Genomic DNA, 18,281 nt, shown 5'->3' with positions numbered 1-18,281 from the left:
TACCGTCGTCTTATCGGATCCCGGTCATGAGGGGAGCCGCCATGCCAGACGATTCCGATCACGTGCTCGACTCCATCGACGGCGCCGTCGACGAATGGCTCGCCATGAGCGACGACTCGATGCGCTGGACGCCGCCGGAGAAGGCGCGGCCGAAGCCCCAGTTCGGTCTGCCGGTGCCGCCGCTGCCGCAGGTCCTGGAGGAGTTCCTCCAGGAGGTCGGCACCCGCCTCGGCCCGCCCGCCCAGGCCGTGGTCGACGCGTTCCGCCCGCTGGGGGAGGGGGTGGTCGACGCGGTCTCCACGTTCCTGGACAGCCCGCCCGTGCGGCAGCTCATCGATCCGTCGGACGATCGTCCGGAGGCGCTCGGGGTCCGGGCGTTTCCCGACACGTTCGGGCCGCCGCCGGAAGACGCGCCCCGGCCACCGCGCATGATCGAGTCGCGGCGGGACGGGGCCGAGCTGCTTCCCGGCCCATCCGGCCCGTCGGACCCGCCGGGTTCGCCCGGCCCCTCCGAAGCCTCCCCGGCCCGGGAGCGGCCGGACGCCGGGCCGTCAGGACGTGACGACTCCCCGGCCGGGTAGCCGCCCGCGTGGGCTCCGTTCACCGGGCCGGGCGTGACGGGGAGCCCGGCCCTGGTTCCCGCCGCGGTCAGGGGCGATCACGCCGAGCCGGGTGTGGCCGGGGAAAGGGATCGTCACGCCGGGCGTGGCGGGGTCGGTGGTGATCACACCGGGCCGGGCGTGACGGGGTCGCGTCCTGGCTCGGGCGGAGTTTCGCCGGAGAGGCCCGTCCCGTCGCCGGTGGCCGTCGACGTCCTCTTTGAAACCCGCTTGATATCTCCTGCCCGAAAGAGGTGAGTCCGCGCGCCGAAAGGGAAGCGGGTCTGTCCGAACAGGGGGCGACCTCACGGTTTCACTTTTCCACAAAGTGCCTCGTGAAGTGCGGAACTCCTTTTTTCGGGCAAAGAACAAAAAACCCCATGAACCGGCGTACTTCAGGAGTGATGAAATGGCGGGTCTGGCGGGGCCGATCGCGGTCGGTGTCGAAGAGGAGTTCCACGTCGTCGATGTCGACACCCGGCACCTCGTCCCACGAGCCGGTGTCCTGCTCGAGCAGTTGCCGGCGGAGCGCTTCACCCACGAGCTGCAGCGTTCGGTCGTCGAGGCCAACAGCAGGCCCTTCATGCACCTGGAGGACCTCGGGCACGACCTGACCGCGCTGCGCCGCACGGTGATCCAGGCGGCGGACGGCCTCGGCCTGGGAATCGTGGCGGCGGGAAGCGTGCCGCTGGTGGATCTGGAGGCGTTGAAGATCTCCCCTGATCCCCGCTACGAGCAGATGCTCGCCGACTACCAGCTGCTCACCCGCGAGCAGCTGATCTGCGGGACGCAGTTCCACGCCGACGTCGAGGATCGCGACCTGGCGGTGGCCGTCGCCCACCGCCTGGCCCCCTGGATCCCCCCGCTGCTCGCCCTGAGCTCCAGCTCGCCGTACTGGCTGGGATCCGACACCGGGTACGCCAGCTACCGCCCGCTGCTGTGGCAGCGCTGGCCCACCGCCGGTCCGGTGCCCAGGTTCGAGTCGGCCGCCGAGTACGACCAGGTGGTGCGGGAGCTCGTCGCCTCCGGGGTGATCACCGACCCCGGCATGATCTACTTCGACATCCGGCCCTCGGCGCACCTGCCCACCATCGAGCTGCGGGTCTGCGACGCCTGCCCCCGGGTGGGCGACATCGTGCTGATCGCCGGGCTGTTCAGGGCGCTGGTGGCCAGGGAGCTGGAGGCGGCGCAGAAGGGCCCCGAGCGCACGGTCCGGCTGGAGATGGTCCGCGCCGCGTCGTGGCGGGCGTCGCGCTCCGGGCTGGAGGGCGACCTCGTCGACCCGGTCGACGGCACCCCGGCGCCCGCGGGCGAGGTGATCCGGCGGATGATCGACGGCCTGCGCCCGCAGCTGGAGCGGTGCGGCGACTGGGAGCTCGTCACGTCCCTGGCCCGGGAGTCACTGGCGCGGGGAAGCTCCTCGGCCCGCCAGCGTGAGGCGTACGCCCGCAGCGGCCGGCTGTCCGACGTGGTCGACCTCGTCATCGCCGAGACGCGCTCCGAGGAGTGGGAGACCGCCTTCGGCGGTCCGACGCCGAGGATGCACACCAGTCTCCTCGACGGCTACGAGGCCCCCGGCGACGAGGCGATCATCGAGGGAACGGTGCGCGAGTCCTACCAGCCGGTGCTGCGGGTCCTCGACCGCCTGGGCGTGGAAGGACTGCGCGACCGGGAGGAGAAGCGCGACGCCTACCAGCGCCGCAACGGCATGACCTTCCAGGTCGAGGGCGGCGGTGAGAGCCGGATCTACCCGTTCGACCTGGTCCCCCGCCTGGTCCAGGGCGGCGAGTGGGCCGAGATCCAGCGGGCCCTGCCGCAGCGGGTGCGCGCGCTGGAGGCGTTCCTGCACGACGTCTACGACGGGCGCGAGATCATCAGGGACGGCACGATCCCCGCCTGGGTGGTCGACGAGTCGCCCGGCTACCGCAGGCCCGGCCGCAGGGTGCCGCAGGGCACCGTGCGCTGTGCCGTGGCCGGGCTGGACCTGGTCCGCGACAACGTCGGCCGCTGGGCGGTGCTGGAGGACAACCTGCGGGTGCCCTCGGGCCTCGGGTACGCCGTGACCAACCGGCGGCTGATCACCGAGCTGATGCCGGAACTCGTCCGCGGCGAGGAGCTCGCCGACCCGGGGGAGGGCCTGCGGACGCTGCGGGAGGCACTGCTCGCGGCGGGCTCCGGCGATCCGTCGGCTCTGGCCGTGGTCTCGGCGGGACCCGAGGACTCCGCCTACTACGAGCACAAGATGCTCGCCGAGGAAATGGGGGTGGTCCTGGCCGTACCGGCCGACCTGTCCTTCAGGAACGGCAACCTGGAGATCGACGGGCGCAGGATCGAGGTGCTCTACCGCAGGATCGACGAGAGCGACCTGCTCGGCGGCCGCCTCGGGCTGGAGATCATGGACGCCGTCGAGCGTTCCGCGCTCGTCCTGGCCAACGCGCCGGGCAACGGCGTCGCCGACGACAAGTGCCTGTACCGGTACGTGCCGCGCCTCATCGAGTACTACCTGGGTGAGCGGCCCCTCATCGACAACGTCCCCACCTACCTGTGCCGGGACGACGAGGACCGGGAGCAGGTGCTCGACCGGCTGGCCGAGCTGGTCGTCAAGCCGGTGGACGGGTTCGGCGGGCAGGGCGTGGTCGTCGGCCCCGACGCCTCCGCCGAGGAGCTCGAGCGGGTCAGGAAGACGATCCTCACCGCGCCCGAGGGCTGGGTCGCCCAGGAGACGGTCCGGCTGTCGACGCACCCGACCTTCGACGGGCGGCGGCTGCGCCCGCGCGTGGTCGACCTGCGGGCCTTCGTCTGCTCCGGCGAGACGGCGACGGTGCCGCCGACGGCGCTGACCCGCGTCGCCCCGGCCGGCAGCATGATCGTCAATTCCTCCCAGGGGGGTGGTTCCAAGGACACCTGGTTGCCGAGGAGGGCCGCCGGTGCGCGGCTTGAGCGGTGAGCTCAGGCGTGGACCGGTCACCGATGCGTGAGATGTGTGAGACGTGCGAGATGTGTGATCTGGGCGACGGGCTCCGGCCCGAGCCGGTCACCGGGGGGTTTCGATGTGTGGTCTGAGCGGTGAGCTCCGGTTCGACGGCCGCCCGGCGGACGTCGCCGCCGTGGCCCGGATGAGTGACGTGATGCACGACAGGGGGCCCGACGGGGCCGGCCTGTGGTCGCTGGGGCCGGTCGCCCTCGGCCACCGGCGCCTGAAGATCATCGACTTGTCGGACCGGGGCGCCCAGCCGATGGTGGACAGCGACCTCGGCCTGGCGGGGGTCTTCAACGGGTGCCTGTACAACTACCGCGAGCTGCGCGAGGAGCTGGAGGGCCTGGGCTACCGCTTCTTCTCCACCTCCGACACCGAGGTGCTGGTGAAGTCCTTCCACCGCTGGGGGACCGGCTGCGTCGACCGCTTCAAGGGCATGTTCGCCTTCGCGGTCGCCGAGCGCGACACCGGCAGGCTCACGCTCGGCCGCGACCGGCTGGGGATAAAGCCGCTGTACGTCACCCAGGACGCCGGGCGGCTGCGCTTCGCCTCGTCGCTGCCCGCGCTGCTCGCCGGGGGAGGGGTGGACACCGGCATCGACCGGGTGGCACTGCACCACTACATGACCTTCCACTCGGTGGTGCCCGCCGAGCGCACCATCCTCGCCGGGGTGCGCAAGCTTCCCCCGGCCACCGTACGCACCGTCGAGCCCGACGGAACCGTCACCGACCACCTCTACTGGCAGCCGCCCTACACCCGGTCGGCCCTGCCCGAGTACGCCGGGCTGACCGCGGACGAGTGGGGCGAGGTCGTGCTCGACCGGCTGCGGGCGGCCGTACGCAGGCGCATGGTCGCGGACGTGCCCGTGGGCGTGCTGCTCTCCGGAGGCCTGGACTCCAGCCTGATCGTCGCGCTGCTGGCCGAGGAGGGACAGACGGGCCTGTCGACCTTCAGCATCGGGTTCTCCTCGGCGGGAGGGGAGCGGGGGGACGAGTTCGCCTACTCCGACCTGGTCGCCGCCGAGTTCGGCACCGATCACCAGCGCATCCCCATCGACGACGCCCGGCTGCTGCCCGCCCTGGAGCACGCGGTGCGGGCCATGAGCGAGCCGATGGTCAGCCACGACTGCGTCGCCTTCCACCTGCTGTCGGAGGAGGTCTCCAAGCACGTCAAGGTCGTCCAGTCCGGCCAGGGCGCCGACGAGGTGTTCGCCGGCTACAGCTGGTACCCGCCGCTCGCCGGCGTGTCGCGCGAGGACGCCGCCGCCGTCTACGAAAGGGAGTTCTTCGACCGCTCGCACGGGACGCTGGGCGCGATCCTGTCGCCCGACTACATGCCGGCCGAGGACGTCAGCGGCGATTTCGTCCGGCGCCACCTCGCGCGGCCCGGCGCCGACACCGCGCTCGACGCGGTGCTGCGCCTGGACACGAACGTCATGCTCGTCGACGACCCGGTCAAGCGCGTGGACAACATGACCATGGCCTTCGGCCTGGAGGCCAGGACCCCCTTCCTCGACCACGAACTGGTCGAGCTGGCCGCGGCCTGCCCGCCCGAGCTCAAACTCGCCTCCGGCGGCAAGGGTGTCCTGAAGAGCGCCGGCCGCAAGCTGCTGCCCGCCGAGGTCGTCGACCGGCCCAAGGGATACTTTCCGGTTCCCGCGATCAAGCACATCCACGGCCCGTTCCTGGAGCTCGTCAGGGACGCGCTGACCGGTCGGACCGCGAGGTCCCGGGGGCTGTTCGATCAGCCGTACGTCGACAAGCTGCTCGCGGCACCGGACGAACACCGCACTACCCTGGGTGCCAACGCGTTGTGGCAACTCGGACTCCTGGAGCTGTGGTTGCAGGCACAAGGAGTTTGATGACCGAAATTCTCGGCGCCCGTTCTCGCCCCTCGATGGGCACGGGCCTGACCGCCTGGAGCTGCCGGGCGCCCGCGCTGGCGCCCGACCTGAGCGCCGTCGCCTTCGTCGGCGACCGGGACGGCTCGCCGCGCGTCTGGATCCAGCCCCTCGGCGCGGAGCTGGAGGGCCTCCGGCGGCTTCCGGGGGAGGACCCGGAGGCCTGGCCGGTCGACACGGGACCCGAGCCCGTCGCCGACGTGAGCTGGTCCCCCGACGCCCGGCGCCTGGCCGTCCTCGTCGTGCCGGGCGGCGGGGAGCACACGCAGGTCTGGACGGTGCGGCCCGACGGCGGCGACCTGCGCCCGCTGGCCGCGCCCGAGGGCGGATCGGCGTCGTTCGTGCGCTGGACCGGCCAGGGAGAGGTCCTCCTCGTCGCGGAGGTCTCCTCCTCCGGCCGTACGGACGCGGTGCTGATCGACGCGGCCTCGGGAAGCCGGGAGGTCATCGCGGGCGGGGCACTCCTGCAGCCGGCCGCGGTCAGCCGCGACCACCGGCGGATGCTGCTGCGACGCGGCCCGCGCGGCGTGCGCCGGATGTACGTGGCCGATCTTCCAGCCCTTCCCGGCGATCCCGCCGGCCACCTTCCGGCCCTCCCCGGCGACCCCGCGGACTCCCACCCCGGAGGTCTCGTCTCCGGACTGGCCCATCCGGGAGATCTCACCGCGGGCCCGCCGGAGGGGGTTCCGGTCGATCTTCCCGCCGTGATCCGTTTCGATCTTCCTCCGGGCCATCTCGCCGACGGCTCGCCCGCTCTTCCCGCCGACCCTCCCGCCGGAATGCGCTTCGATCTTCCCCCGGGCCATCTCTCCGACGTCCCGCCAGGCCTTCCCGCGAGCCTTCCCGACGAGGCCGCGGGCGACCTGCCGGGCCACGGGGAGCGGCCGTTGCTGGCCGGGCTGACCGGCACCACCGACTACGGGATCCTCTCTCCCGACGGGACGACCGCCTACCTGCTGTCCGACGTCGGCCGCGACCGGGCCGCGCTGGTCGCGGTGGGCGAGGACGGGGCGGGGGTCGTGCTGGCCGAGCGTCCCGACGCCGAGCTGGACCAGTTCGCGCTGAGCGCCGACGGCCGTCTCGCCGTCCTGGTGTGGAACGACTCCGGCCGGTCGGAGCTGGAGGTGATCGAGACGGCCACCGGCGAGACGCGCCCGCTCCCGCCCCTGCCCGCCGAGGTGGTGTCCTCGATCAGGGTGTCCCTGGACGGCAGCCTGGCCGTCCTGGCGGCCGAAGGGCCCGGCCACCCCTCCCACGTGCTGCTCTGCGACCTGGAGACCGGCGGTTACCGGCGGATCGCGGGATCCGGGCGGATCCCCGGCGCGGCCGGCGCGGAGCTGGTGCGCTTCCAGGCGCGCGACGGCATGGAGCTGACCGGCTGGCTCTACCGGGTCCCGGGAGCCCGGGGTCCGGCGCCCTTCGTCGTCTACCTGCACGGCGGTCCCGAGAGTCAGGAAAGGCCCACCTTCAACCCGCTGTTCCAGAACCTGCTGGCCGCCGGGATCGGGGTGCTCGCGCCGAACATCCGCGGCTCGTCGGGATTCGGGCGGGCCTTCCGCAACGCCGACAACCACGCCCTCCGCTTCGACGCGATCGACGACGTCGCCGACTGCGCCCTGGAACTGGCACGGGCGGGCCTCGCCGACCCGGCCAGGATCGCGTGCATGGGACGCTCGTACGGCGGCTACCTGACGCTGGCCGCCCTCGTCACCCACCCGCGTCTCTTCCGCGCCGGAGTCGACGTCTGCGGGATGGCCGACTTCGAGACCTTCTACGAGCGGACCGAGCCGTGGATCGCCGCGGCGGCCGTCAGCGAGTACGGCCACCCCGTCGCCGATCGCGAGCTGCTGCGGGCCCTGTCGCCCCTGCACTCCTTCGACCGGCTGGCCGCTCCGCTGCTGATCGTGCACGGTGCCCGCGACACCAACGTCCCCCTGTACGAGGCCGAGCAGGCGCTCCAGGCGGCGCGGGCCCGCGAGGTGCCCTGCGAGCTCCTGCTGTTCGAGGACGAGGGGCACGAGATCCGGCAGATCGCCAACCGGGTGACCTTCGTCAAGAACGTCGTCGAATGGCTCAGATGGCACCTGGCGGTCCCCGACCGGGCGTGACGGATCTCCGGAACCGGGTCCTGTCCGGCCGGGCCTCACGCGATCGGACCTGTCGTGTTCCGCCACCGGAGGGGGAGCCGGTCACCGCGGAGCGGGGTGTGCCCTCCCGGCCCCGATCCGGCCGGCGCCGTGGGCGAGGGCCTCCAGGGGGTTGGCCAGCACCTCGGAGAAGGCGAGTTCGGCCGCGCCGGTCAGGGTGGCGTCGTCGCCGAGGGCCGAGGTGCGGAGTCGCACCCTCTCCCGGGAGATCACCAGCACGTTGGCCTCGACCCGGCTGTGGACCTGGGCCGCCGAGCCCCGATAGACCTCGCGCAGCATCCCGCCGAAGATCACCAGGCCGGGGTTGAAGAGGTTGATCAGGTTGGCCACCCCGATGCCGAGCCAGTCGCCGATCCGGCGCAGCGCGTCCGCGGCCGCGACGTCCCCGCGCCCGGCGGCGTCCACCACGGCCCGTACGCCCTCGCGGCCGGTCAGCTCGGAGGACCGTCCGGCGGCGTCGATCAGGGCCTGCTCGCCGACCTCCGCCTCCAGGCAGCCGTGCGAGCCGCACCCGCAGGGCCGCCCGTTGTACGGGTTCACCATCATGTGCCCGAGCTCGCAGCCGTACCCGCCGTCGCCGTCGAGCAGCTTGCCGCCGACGATGATCCCGCCGCCCACTCCGACGTCCCCGTGCAGGTAGACCAGGTTCTGGAAGCCGACGCCCACCCCGCGCTCGTGCTCTGCCAGCGCGCCCAGGTGGGCCTCGTTGCCCACCGACACCGGCAGCCCGAGCCCCAGCCTGAGACCGAGCTCGGTGCCGAAGGCCTGGTCCACCCAGCCCATGTTCGGCCCGAAACGCACCATCCCGTCACCGGGCCGGATCATGCCGCAGTAGGCCGCGCCGACCCCGACGCACACCGCGTCCGGGGGTGCCTCGCGGTACATCCGGCGGGCGAACCCGGCGAGGGTCCCGACCACGTCGTCGAGGTCGGCCCCGGCGCGCGGCCGGACCGCCTCCCTGCGGTCCAGGACCGTTCCGCCCAGCCCGACCCTGGCGGCGACCAGCCGGTCCACCCGGACGTCGAAGGCGATCACGTAGACCCGGTCGGACTCCGGCCGGACCACCAGCGACGGCCGGCCCGCCCTGCCGGTGTCCTTGGGGAGTTCCTCGCGGACCAGACCCGCCGCGGTGAGCTCCCCGGTCAGCCCCATGATCGTGCTGCGGTTCAGGCCCATCCGGTCGGCCAGCTCGGTGCGGGAGAGCGGGCCGCCCAGGTGCACGTGCCGGAGCAGGGCGCCAAGGTTGTGCTGGCGGATCTCCTCCTGGGACCGACCGGCTTTCAGCATCGTGGGGATCCTGACGACTCGGGGCTTGCCATCGTTGCGCGCCGCAACGGCGGGACGGGGCGGCCACGCCGACCGCGAGCACTGGAACAGATCCTGTCACACCAGGAGAACACCGGCCGGTGGCCGCGGGAGTATTTCCTCGTTGCTCCCGGCCGGTGGGTCCGGGACGTCCAGATGTCCACCTTCAGGCCGGTGGCGGGCAGGTGGCGGGCAGGTGGCGGGCAGGGCGTCGGCGATCGTGGCTGTGCGTCCTACCCGCCCGTCCGATGGCGGCTCGGGGACACGCCGCGTACTCGTTTGAAGGCCACGCTCAGCGCGAAGGCGTTGGCGTAGCCGACGTCCCGGGCGACCGAGTCGATCGTGGTGTCGGAGGAGCGCAGCAGATCGGCGGCGAGCGCCATCCGCCAGCCGGTGAGATACGCCATGGGGGGCTCCCCCACGAGGGTGGTGAACCGGCGCGCGAACGCCGCGCGCGAGGCGCCGACCTTTTCCGCCAGTGAGGCCACCGTCCACGGGCGGGCCGGGTCGTCATGGATCAGCCGCAATGCCGGACCGATCAACGGATCGCTCTGCGCCCGGTACCAGCCGGGTGCCTGAGCCTCGGGGCGGGCGAACCAGGCGCGCAGGGTCGCGAGCAGCGCCAGATCCAGAAGCCGGTCGAGGACGACCTGCTGGCCGGGCCCTTCGCTGTTGACCTCCTGAGCGAGCAGTTCCATGATCGGGGACTGCTCGCTCGACCGCGGCACGAGCACGACCTCCGGCAGGGCGTTCAGGAGCCGCTCGCTCACGTCTCCGCTGACCTGGTAGGTCCCGCTGGCCACGATCGCCGACCCGTCAGGGGTGCGTCCGCTCGTGCGCGGCCCGAGCCGCAACTCGTCGGTGACGTCGATGTCGTCCATGGTGGTCAGCCGGTTGCCCGGACGGACGATGATCTCCGGCGCGGTCGCCGGATCGTCGCTGATCGTGTACGGATCCGGCCCCTTGACGATGGCCACGTCCCCGGTGCGCATCAGCACCGGCTCACCTCTGCCGAGCGTGATCCAGGCGTGCCCGCGCAGCGTGGTGGCCAGGGCGAGCGGGGCACCGTCGGAGATCCGCAGCGACCACGGTGGTTCCAGTATCGCCTGACAGAACGCCGCACTTCGGGCACGAACGCCGTCGAGCAGGTCAGCGAGCGGATCCACCACCTCAGTTTAGACGGACAGAAATGGAAGTGAGCGTACGGAATATGGATCGTCTCTTTTGGTGCGTGTTCACTGGGGCGTGACCCACCTCGACGACTTACCGGAGGCATCCGATGTACGCGATCACAGGAGTGACAGGCCACGTGGGCGGGGCGGCGGCCCGGGACCTCCTGGCCAAGGGGGAACCGGTGCGAGCCGTGGTCCGCGACGCGGCCAGGAGCGCGGACTGGATCGGGGCGGGAGCCGAGGTCTCCGTCGCCGATTTCGGCGACAGGGCGGCGCTGGCGGAGGCGTTCCGCGGTTGCCGCGGGGCGTTCGTCCTGCTGCCGACGGATCCGGTGGCGGCCGACGCCGACGTCTACCATCGCCGGCTGGCCGACTCGATCGCCGGGGCGGTCCTGGACAGCGGCGTCCCGCACGTGGTGATGCTGTCCTCGATCGGGGCCGAGCTGGCCGAGGGCACCGGTCCCATCCGCTGGCTCCACCATATGGAGAACCGGCTGCGGGAGACGGGCGTGCTCCTGACCGCGATTCGCTCGTCGCATTTCCAGGAGAAGGTCGAAACGGTGCTCGGCGCCGCTCTCGGGGCCGGCGTCTACCCGGTCTTCGGCGCGTCGGCCGATGTGCCCGTCCCGATGGTCGCGACACGCGACATCGGCAGGGTGGTCGCCGAATCCCTCACGGCCCCCGCCACGGCCGGCGAGGCCATCGATCTGGACGGTCATCAGTACTCGGAACGGCAGGTGGCCGAAGAGCTGGCGGCCGTTCTCGGCAGGCCGCTCACGGTGGTGACCATCCCGCGGCCCGCATGGGTCGGCACGATGGTGGAGGCGGGCGTTCCGCCCCAGCTCGCCGAGGAGCTCGCCGGCCTGTACGACGCCGAGCAGCGAGGCATCCTCCAGCCCGGAGGCGACAGGCGATCCACGTGTACGACAGAGCTTGGCGAGACACTGCGCCATCTCGTGAAGACCGCTCTGTGAGTTGGGCCGAAGGGCTCTCACCGGGCGGTCTCGGCGCTGAGCCCGAGGCCGGCGACGTTGCGACCGGCTGAGATCCGGTACGCGCCGGCCGGGCCGCCGCGGGAGTTCGTCGGGGCGGCCGGCCTCACACCACGGCATCGGCGACATCGGCGGCCTCGGCGATTTCGGTGGTGGCGTGCAGGGCGGTCAAGATGGTCAGGATCCGCTCGGCGTCGGTGAGCAGGCTTCCGGTCACGGCCCAGCCATGCGGCTGGTCCAACCGGCCGGTGCGGACCTCTTCGGTCATCTGTTCCTGGATCGCGCCGGCCCGCTCCAGCGCGGCGGAGATCACCGCGTTCAGCCTCGCGGGCTCATCGGCGGTGCGCATCTGCGCTTGGAGCGCCTGGGCGAGCAGGTCCAGCAGTGCGGCGTAGTCGCGGGCGAACTCGTCGCTGATCCACGGCGGACCGTCGGCGTGGCGGTGCCGGCGCTGGGCGGCATAAACCAGCGCCCGCACCAGGGCGTGGATGTGCACGCCGATCTCGCTCATCGCCTCCAGCAGCCCTTCGTGATCATCGTTCGTCTCGTGGACGCGGGTGCGGCGCAGGTTGTAGCGGCGGCTTTCCGCGCCGTCGGCGATGGCCGCACTCGCTCGGGCCAGGTGGGCGTCCAGCCGGGCGGCGTGGCGCTGCCAGCCGGGCAGGTCCGACAGATCACAGCGCTCGCGCAACCCGCCTGCCACGGCCTCCAACAGTTCGGCGGCCTCCTCGCTCAGGCGGCGCACCGCCTCATGGGGGCGGCGCTGATACAGCGGCGGCCACAGCATCGCGTTGACCACTCCTCCGGACAGCGCGCCGATGCCGGTGGCCACCACATAGGCCAGCAGATAACGCTCCTGGGAGGCGGCGCCGAACGACAGCATCAGCACCGCGGTGGTCGCCACGTCCGTGCCGTGCCGGCCCATCCGCCGCCAGCGTGCGGCCACCAGCGCCGGTGGCACGACCAGCATCAGGCTGAAGGCGTTGAGGCCGATCAGGTGGCCGACGCTGCCGGCCAGGATGACACCGGCGGCCACCGCGCACACCCGCCGCGCCCCGTTGGTCAGTGTCTGGTACACCGTCGCGTGCACCATGATCACAGCGGTGGCCGGGGCGATCCACACCGTCTCGCGCGGCAGCAGCCGATCGGCCAGGAACCAGGCCAGCACCGCGGCCAGGGTCGCCTTGGCGATCTGACGCACCTCGAAGCGCTGCTCGGAATCTCGCCGGCCCAGCCCGGCCAGCTGGCCACGCAGATACCGCACCTCACGGCGAATCGTCGTCCGCATCCAGTTCATATTCCGGTTAATCACCATGTGGCCTTTACCTAATGTGGTGACCGGAAACCTACGCCGGGTCGGCGACGATCAGAGGCAGGGAAGATCGTCAGATGTCGGCCCGGCGGACCCTTCCGGTCTCAGCACCAGCGACCACCACTTGGCGGACGGCGAACGACACACCGACCTCTTGGGCAGTGTTTCCGCAGGTCGGGGTGACCAGCCGCGCCATGATCCATCTCACCGCCGACGGCCGTACTCGCGGTCCTCGACCCCGTGTCCGTGTCGCCCGCCGGACCGGCGGGCGGGCCGGGGTCAGGGGGGTGCGTCGCCGCGTGCGGCCTCCTGGGCGCACACCTCGTCCAGATCGTCGAGCCGCCGCATGCCGTGCACGCCGCGGGCCGTGCGCGGGTTGGCGGCCAGCCACTCCTGGTTGCGGGCGAAGAACCACCAGTAGCCCGCGGTGAACGGGCAGGCGTCCTCGCCGGTCCGCCGGGAGGGCCGGTAGCGGCAGGGCGGGCAGAAGTCGCTCATGCGGTTGATGTACGCGCCCCCGGCCGCGTACGGTTTGGTCGCCAGCATGCCGCCGTCGGCGTGCTGCGACATGCCGATCACGTTGGGCACCATCACCCAGTCGTACCCGTCGACGAAGCAGCGGTGGAACCAGTCGGTCAGCCGCGCGGGGTCGTACCCCCGCTGGAGCGCGAAGTTCCCGAGCACCATCAGCCGGACGATGTGGTGGGTGAACCCGGTGTCGCGCACCTGGGCGAGCGCCCACGACAGGCAGCGCGCCTCGACGGCGCCGGCGTCCAGCTCCTCGAACCAGGTGGGCGGCGCCGCGCGGGCCGACAGCCGGTTGAGGTCGCGGTAGTCCTCGCCGAAGTACCAGTACAGGTGCCAGATGTAGTCGCGCCAGCCGATGAGCTGCCGCACGTATCCCTCGACGCTCGCGAGCGGGGCGTGGCCCGCCCGGTAGGCGGCCTCGGCGGCCCGCACGCACGTCATGGGGTCGAGCAGCCCGAGGTTGACGGCGGGCGAGAGCATGCTGTGCGCCATGAACGGGTCGCCGGCGAGCATCGCGTCCTGGTGCGGGCCGAAGGCGGGCAGCCGGTGGCCGACGAAGCGCCGCAGCGCGCTGCGGGCCTCCGCGGCGGTGGCGGGGAACATGCGCGGGCCGTCGCGCCCGACGAAGGACACCTCGCCGTCGCGTTCCCACCGGTCGAGGTCGTGGCGCACCCGCTCGTCGATCTCGTCCTCCTCGGCCGTCCACGGGCCGGGCACGTCCAGCCCTCCGGAGGGCGGCGGCTCGCGGTTGTCCGCGTCGAGGTTCCACCGGCCGCCGGCGGGCTCGTCGCCGTCCATGAGCACGTCCAGGCGGCGCCGGGCGTCGCGGTAGAAGTCCTCCATGAGCAGGCGGTGGCCGCCCCTGCCCTCGGCCCAGGCGGCGAACTCCTCCGCGGTGCTGGTGAACCCGCGCGAGGGCAGGACGGTGACCTCGGGGCGGCCCCGGACGAACGCGTCGGCCGCGTGGCTGGTGGGACCGCAGACGGTGACCCGGCCGCCGGCGCGGCCGAGCGCCTCGGCGAAGGTGTCGGTCCGCAGGAACAGCGCGCGGTCGCCCAGCTCGGCCGCCCGGTGCCGCAGCGCCGAGAGCACCAGGTGCGCCTTCTGCCGGTGGTAGCGCCGCCGCCGCAGTACCGACCTGGCCTCGACCAGCAGCACCGGCTGGTCATCGGAGTCGAGGAAGTGGTCCCCGAGCTGATCGGCGAAGAGCCATCGCCTGCCGTGTTCCCCCATGTCGCCATCTTGGCGGCTCGGCGCGCCGCTTCCTCCGCGCCTCGCTGGTCGAACCGCGTGCGACACGGCTCCTCGTAGTCAGCGACAGGGCCGGTCAACGTGCAGGTGCGTCAACGGCGTCTTCGGGTCCCACCGGTCCGGCGTCGCCGGTGGCGGCATGAACCTGCAGGAGCCTCTCGACTCCGTGCAGGAAGGTCTCGCAGATCAGCGTCGGGTCGAACAGGCAGCCGGCGGCCATGGCGCCGTCGCGCATCATCACGAAGTGGCGGCCGGCGGGCTCGGCGCCCGTCTCCCGGACCTTGGCCAGCAGTTCCGTGACGGTTTCCAGGAACCATTGGCGGTGGACGAGCACGGCCCTGCGCACCGGGGACTCGGGGTCGGGAAACTCGGCGGCGGCGTTGAGGAAGGCGCATCCCCGGAAGCCGGGGGACCGGATGCCCTGAGCGATGGACGCGCTGAGGGCTCGGACGGTGTCGGCGGCCGGGAGCCCGGCGGCGACGGCCTCGTCCGCCTGGCTTCGCATCATCCGGTCGGCCTCGTTCAGGTAGGCGAGGACGAGGTCTTCCTTGCCGGGGAAGTGCCGGTAGAGGGTGGCCCGCGTCACCTGCGCCTCCGCGACGATGCGATCGATGCCGACGGCGTGGATGCCCTCCGTGTAGAAGAGCCGGGTGGCCGTGCCGAGCAGCCGCGATCGCGCTTCGGACGGCCGGCTTTCGGATTGGCTGCGCATGCCGCCATCCTAATAGGTAGAACGTTCGGTCTTGACAGTTCGCGCCGTAGATTGCCATGCTGTGTCGCGATAGAACGTTCTGTCTTGTGGGGAGCTGTTCCAGTGGTTCGTATATGCGAGTACGCACCGCCCCGCTGTCCGTCGGCACAGCCGAGGTCACCCGCGGCCGGCCTGCCGGCGGCGACCCCGACGTCGAGGCCCTGGTCTACGTGGCCGGCCAGGTCCTGGGCGCGGGAGAAGGCCTGGGCTCGCCGGCCCGGATTCCCGTCGAGCGTCCCACGCCGGCGCCGCGGACGGCCGAGGTCCTGACCGTCGCCGCCGACCTGGCCGCCCACCTGATCGAGAAGGCCGACCACGGGACGCGCCGAACGGCTCTCCTCGTCACTCATCCACCGAAAGGATCATCATGAGCACCATCGCTGCCTCGCCCAATGTTTCCGGGACCGCGTCCGCGCTGCGGCGGCTGTACTTCGTCCGGTTCGCGTTCGCCATCGTCTGGGCCCTCGCGATGTTCACGACCGCCTCGAAACTGGGTCCGGTCGCGGTCACTCTGCTCGTGCTCTACCCGCTGTTCGACGTGGCCGCCGCCATCATCGACGCCCGCGCGACGCGCACCACCGGCTCACCTGCCCTGCTGTACGTGAACGTCGCGGTCAGTCTGATCACCGCCGCCGGCGTGGCCGTCGCCTGCGCGTCCGGTATCCCGGCGGTGCTGCGCGTGTGGGGCGCCTGGGCGATCGTGGCCGGGCTGGTCCAGCTGATCGTGGGTGTCACCCGCCGCGGGATGGGCGGCCAATGGCCGATGATCATCAGCGGCGGCATCTCCGTACTCGCCGGTGCGTCGTTCATCCTCGGTGCCTCCGCGCCCAACCCGACGCTGGCCAACGCGGCCGGCTACGCCATCCCCGGCGGCATCTTCTTCCTCATCTCGGCCTTCCGTCTCGGCCGCGCCGCGAAGGGAAACTGACATGGACGGCAACACCTACGACGTCGTCGTCCTCGGGGCCGGCCCGGTCGGGGAGAACGTCGCCGACCGGGTGGTGCAGGGCGGGCTGAGCGCCGCCGTCGTCGAGCGCGAGCTCGTCGGCGGGGAATGCTCCTACTGGGCCTGCATGCCGACCAAGGCATTGCTGCGCAGCGCGGCGGCGTTGCGGGCCGCGCGTCAGCTGCCGGGAGCGCGCGAGGCGGTGACCGGTGGTCTCGACGTGGCCGCGGTGCTGGGCCGTCGGGATTCCTTCGCCTCGCACTGGAAGGACGACGGTCAGGTCGGTTGGCTCGAGTCGGCCGGGATCGCTCTGCACCGTGGTCAGGGCCGGATCGTGGCCGCGAACGTGGTCGAGGTGACCGGCGACGACGGAGTCCCGGTCACGTTGACGGCCCGGCATGCGGTGGTCATCGCGACCGGAAGCGGCGCGCTGCTGCCGGACGTTCCCGGTTTGCGCGAGGCCGCGCCGTGGACCAGCCGGGAGGCGGCCGCCGCGAGCGCGGTCCCCGGCCGGTTCGCGGTCATCGGTGGTGGCGTGGTGGCGTCGGAGATGGCGACCGCCTTCGCCGCCCTGGGGTCCTCGGTGACGATGCTGGCTCGTGACGGTGTGCTGCCGCTGGCCGAGCCGTTCGCCGGTGAGCGGGTCACCGAGTCGTTGCGGGAGGCCGGTGTGTCGGTACGCCTCGGCGCGGAGGCCGCGTCGGTGCACCGCGACGAGGCCGGAACGGTGCGCATCACGATGACCGGCGGCGAGCAGGTCGAGGCCGACGAGGTTCTGGTGGCGATCGGCCGGACACCGAACACCCAGGACATCGGCCTCGGCGCCGTCGGCCTGACGCCGGGCGCCTGGCTCACGGTGGACGACACGCTGCGCGTGGTCGGGGAGGACGGGGCGCCGGTCGGTGACGGGTGGCTGTACGCCGCCGGCGACGTCAACCGGCGGGTGCTGCTGACCCACCAGGGCAAATACCAGGCCCGCGCGGTCGGTGACGTCATCGTGGCGCGGGCGAGGGGTGAAGCGGTCGAGGACGGCCGCTGGGGCCGACACGTGGCCACGGCCGACCAGCGCGCGGTGCCCCAGGTGGTCTTCACCGAACCGGAGATCGCGTCGGTGGGGCTGACCGCGGCCGCGGCCGAGGCCGCCGGCGTGCGCATCCGCGTCGTCGACCACGACCTGGGCGCCGTCGCCGGATCCGCCCTGCACGCCGACGGCTACCGGGGGCACGCCCGCATGGTCGTCGACGAGGACCGGAAAGTGATCGTCGGTTTCACGCTCGTCGGCCCGGACGTCGCGGAACTACTGCACGCCGCGACGATCGCGGTCGTCGGCGAGGTCCCGCTGGACCGGCTGTGGCACGCGGTTCCGGCGTTCCCCACGGTCACCGAGGTGTGGCTGCGGCTGCTGGAGGCGTACGGACGCTGACCGTCGGGCCACGTGCCGGCGCCTGGCGGCCGCTCAACCGGAGCCGCGTGATCACACCGATCCATCAGGCCGTGACACGGGTACCGATGTCCCACGTCGCAAGATCAGTGACAGAGTCCGTTCACTCGTGCTCACCCTCGCACATCAACGCGCCCAGCCCGGCCCTCACGCCCGCCGCGCCGGGGATGTTCGGGCTGTGCCCGTGGTGGTCGGGCCGGAGCCGGTCGCCAGGGGTGTTCGTAGCGGTCATGAGGGGGACGGCGTCGCCGCCGCCGGTCGCGGTGGCCCTTCGGACGCAGCCGCGGAGCAGGGTGCGGCGCTTCGGCCCATCCCGGATACCGGTGGTCGGCAGCGAACAACTCCCGGATCGACGACGTCGGGAAAGCGGCCCCCCTGTGCGGGCGGGAGTCGATGAAGCGTTGCGCCGCCCTCGCCGGGAGCCGTTCTCCCCGCCGCCCCGCGAGTCCTGAAGATCCCGGTCCGTACGTGGCGCCCCCTCCTACCGGTCAGGCCGGTTTTTCACCGTATTTATTTATCTTTGCGGCCTGCTGCTGATAACAGATCGGTAAGACCGTACTGTCATGGGCCGCATACAGTGGGTGATTTTGCCAGGGTGGGGTGGCCAGACGCGACACGGGAGGCGAGATGCACGGTGAGCACGATCGCACTCACGGCCACGGCATCAAGGCGAGACCGCGAGGGCGCATGCCGTACGCCGACCCGCCGCTCCCACGTCCCGCCGAACCTCCGCACCCCGCCGGATTCCCCGGCTCCGCGGGGCCTCCGGAGCTGGCCGGGCCGCCGCGATCCGTACGCCTTCCGGAACCTCCGGAACCTTCGCGCGCCGGGCGCGTTCCGGCGCCCTCGGAGCCTCCGCGACCCGGACGATCTCCGGAGCCCGCCGAGCCTCCGCGACCCGGGAGGTTTCCGGAGCCCGCCGAGCCTCCGCGACCCGGGAGGTTTCCGGAGTCCCGGACG

At 72.2% G+C, this 18,281-nt stretch carries 14 protein-coding genes; 8 read left to right on the top strand and 6 right to left on the bottom strand.

Translation table 11 applies throughout. From position 1 onward, the window contains the following. Positions 1-41 precede the first annotated feature (41 nt). The 4 genes from ACVCAG_RS14905 (at position 42) to ACVCAG_RS14890 (ending at position 7,584) form a co-directional block, all read left to right on the top strand. Entirely contained in the window at positions 42-581 is a 540-nt protein-coding gene (locus tag ACVCAG_RS14905) for a hypothetical protein (RefSeq protein WP_440083677.1), read from the top strand. 427 nt (positions 582-1,008) lie between these two features. After that, positions 1,009-3,546: a glutamate--cysteine ligase gene (locus ACVCAG_RS14900; RefSeq protein ID WP_440083676.1), complete on the top strand. Its 2,538-nt coding sequence runs from the start codon at positions 1,009-1,011 to the stop codon at positions 3,544-3,546. Positions 3,547-3,649: 103 nt separating this feature from the next. Continuing rightward, positions 3,650-5,437, top strand: a complete 1,788-nt coding sequence (locus ACVCAG_RS14895; protein ID WP_440083675.1) for an N-acetylglutaminylglutamine amidotransferase — start codon at positions 3,650-3,652, stop codon at positions 5,435-5,437. Further along, a complete protein-coding gene (locus tag ACVCAG_RS14890; protein ID WP_440083674.1) occupies positions 5,437-7,584 on the top strand; it encodes an alpha/beta fold hydrolase in 2,148 nt (715 codons plus the stop codon). The genes ACVCAG_RS14895 and ACVCAG_RS14890 overlap by 1 nt, the downstream gene beginning before the upstream one ends. Before the next feature lie 81 nt (positions 7,585-7,665). On the opposite strand, the gene ACVCAG_RS14885 is transcribed toward ACVCAG_RS14890, so the two are convergent. Together ACVCAG_RS14885 and ACVCAG_RS14880 are read right to left on the bottom strand one after the other, a co-directional pair. Then, complete coding sequence (locus ACVCAG_RS14885) at positions 7,666-8,910, bottom strand: ROK family protein (RefSeq protein WP_440083673.1); 1,245 nt, start codon at positions 8,908-8,910, stop codon at positions 7,666-7,668. A gap of 251 nt (positions 8,911-9,161) precedes the next feature. After that, positions 9,162-10,094: a cupin domain-containing protein gene (locus ACVCAG_RS14880; protein WP_440083672.1), complete on the bottom strand. Its 933-nt coding sequence runs from the start codon at positions 10,092-10,094 to the stop codon at positions 9,162-9,164. A gap of 113 nt (positions 10,095-10,207) precedes the next feature. Between ACVCAG_RS14880 and ACVCAG_RS14875 the strand changes: the two genes are divergently transcribed. After that, on the top strand, positions 10,208-11,074 hold the full coding sequence (locus tag ACVCAG_RS14875; RefSeq protein ID WP_440083671.1) for an NmrA family NAD(P)-binding protein: 867 nt from the start codon (positions 10,208-10,210) through the stop codon (positions 11,072-11,074). Between the two features lie 124 nt (positions 11,075-11,198). Here the strand turns inward: ACVCAG_RS14875 and ACVCAG_RS14870 are convergent, their stop codons facing one another. From ACVCAG_RS14870 to ACVCAG_RS14860, 3 genes are all read right to left on the bottom strand, one after another. After that, positions 11,199-12,380 (bottom strand): aromatic acid exporter family protein, encoded by a 1,182-nt coding sequence (locus ACVCAG_RS14870; protein WP_440083670.1) that lies wholly within the window; start codon positions 12,378-12,380, stop codon positions 11,199-11,201. Between the two features lie 303 nt (positions 12,381-12,683). Next, positions 12,684-14,165 carry a cryptochrome/photolyase family protein gene (locus ACVCAG_RS14865; protein WP_440083669.1) on the bottom strand — a complete coding sequence of 494 codons (1,482 nt, stop codon included), beginning with the start codon at positions 14,163-14,165 and terminating at the stop codon, positions 12,684-12,686. Positions 14,166-14,259: 94 nt separating this feature from the next. Next, a complete protein-coding gene (locus ACVCAG_RS14860) occupies positions 14,260-14,895 on the bottom strand; it encodes a TetR family transcriptional regulator (protein ID WP_440083668.1) in 636 nt (211 codons plus the stop codon). Between the two features lie 113 nt (positions 14,896-15,008). Between ACVCAG_RS14860 and ACVCAG_RS14855 the strand changes: the two genes are divergently transcribed. Genes ACVCAG_RS14855 through ACVCAG_RS14845 form a run of 3 tightly spaced genes read left to right on the top strand, consistent with a single transcriptional unit; the run spans position 15,009 to position 17,303 of the window. After that, positions 15,009-15,305: a hypothetical protein gene (locus tag ACVCAG_RS14855; protein WP_440083667.1), complete on the top strand. Its 297-nt coding sequence runs from the start codon at positions 15,009-15,011 to the stop codon at positions 15,303-15,305. Next, on the top strand, positions 15,302-15,862 hold the full coding sequence (locus ACVCAG_RS14850; RefSeq protein WP_440083666.1) for a hypothetical protein: 561 nt from the start codon (positions 15,302-15,304) through the stop codon (positions 15,860-15,862). Before ACVCAG_RS14855 ends, ACVCAG_RS14850 begins: the two co-directional genes overlap by 4 nt. 1 nt (position 15,863) lies before the next feature. After that, the gene (locus ACVCAG_RS14845; protein ID WP_440083665.1) at positions 15,864-17,303 is read left to right on the top strand and encodes an FAD-dependent oxidoreductase; all 1,440 of its coding nucleotides are present in this window, start codon (positions 15,864-15,866) and stop codon (positions 17,301-17,303) included. A 121-nt stretch (positions 17,304-17,424) separates the two neighbouring features. Here ACVCAG_RS14845 and ACVCAG_RS14840 read toward each other — a convergent pair whose 3' ends face one another. Next, entirely contained in the window at positions 17,425-17,553 is a 129-nt protein-coding gene (locus ACVCAG_RS14840) for a hypothetical protein (protein ID WP_440083664.1), read from the bottom strand. Positions 17,554-18,281: the final 728 nt, after the last annotated feature.

It is taken from the genome of Streptosporangium sp. G12 (genome assembly GCF_052983175.1).
Note: the sequence above shows the minus strand (reverse complement) of the source record. Positions and strands in the feature narration are given on the sequence as shown.

What these genes read in the sequence shown, in the direction of transcription:
- ACVCAG_RS14905 (WP_440083677.1), top strand. Translation starts at nt 42, where the DNA reads ATGCCAGACGATTCCGATCACGTGCTCGACTCCATCGACGGCGCCGTC.
- ACVCAG_RS14900 (WP_440083676.1), top strand. Translation starts at nt 1,009, where the DNA reads ATGGCGGGTCTGGCGGGGCCGATCGCGGTCGGTGTCGAAGAGGAGTTC.
- ACVCAG_RS14895 (WP_440083675.1), top strand. Translation starts at nt 3,650, where the DNA reads ATGTGTGGTCTGAGCGGTGAGCTCCGGTTCGACGGCCGCCCGGCGGAC.
- ACVCAG_RS14890 (WP_440083674.1), top strand. Translation starts at nt 5,437, where the DNA reads ATGACCGAAATTCTCGGCGCCCGTTCTCGCCCCTCGATGGGCACGGGC.
- ACVCAG_RS14885 (WP_440083673.1), bottom strand. Translation starts at nt 8,910, where the DNA reads ATGCTGAAAGCCGGTCGGTCCCAGGAGGAGATCCGCCAGCACAACCTT.
- ACVCAG_RS14875 (WP_440083671.1), top strand. Translation starts at nt 10,208, where the DNA reads ATGTACGCGATCACAGGAGTGACAGGCCACGTGGGCGGGGCGGCGGCC.
- ACVCAG_RS14870 (WP_440083670.1), bottom strand. Translation starts at nt 12,380, where the DNA reads ATGCGGACGACGATTCGCCGTGAGGTGCGGTATCTGCGTGGCCAGCTG.
- ACVCAG_RS14865 (WP_440083669.1), bottom strand. Translation starts at nt 14,165, where the DNA reads ATGGGGGAACACGGCAGGCGATGGCTCTTCGCCGATCAGCTCGGGGAC.
- ACVCAG_RS14860 (WP_440083668.1), bottom strand. Translation starts at nt 14,895, where the DNA reads ATGCGCAGCCAATCCGAAAGCCGGCCGTCCGAAGCGCGATCGCGGCTG.
- ACVCAG_RS14855 (WP_440083667.1), top strand. Translation starts at nt 15,009, where the DNA reads ATGCGAGTACGCACCGCCCCGCTGTCCGTCGGCACAGCCGAGGTCACC.
- ACVCAG_RS14850 (WP_440083666.1), top strand. Translation starts at nt 15,302, where the DNA reads ATGAGCACCATCGCTGCCTCGCCCAATGTTTCCGGGACCGCGTCCGCG.
- ACVCAG_RS14845 (WP_440083665.1), top strand. Translation starts at nt 15,864, where the DNA reads ATGGACGGCAACACCTACGACGTCGTCGTCCTCGGGGCCGGCCCGGTC.
- ACVCAG_RS14840 (WP_440083664.1), bottom strand. Translation starts at nt 17,553, where the DNA reads ATGACCGCTACGAACACCCCTGGCGACCGGCTCCGGCCCGACCACCAC.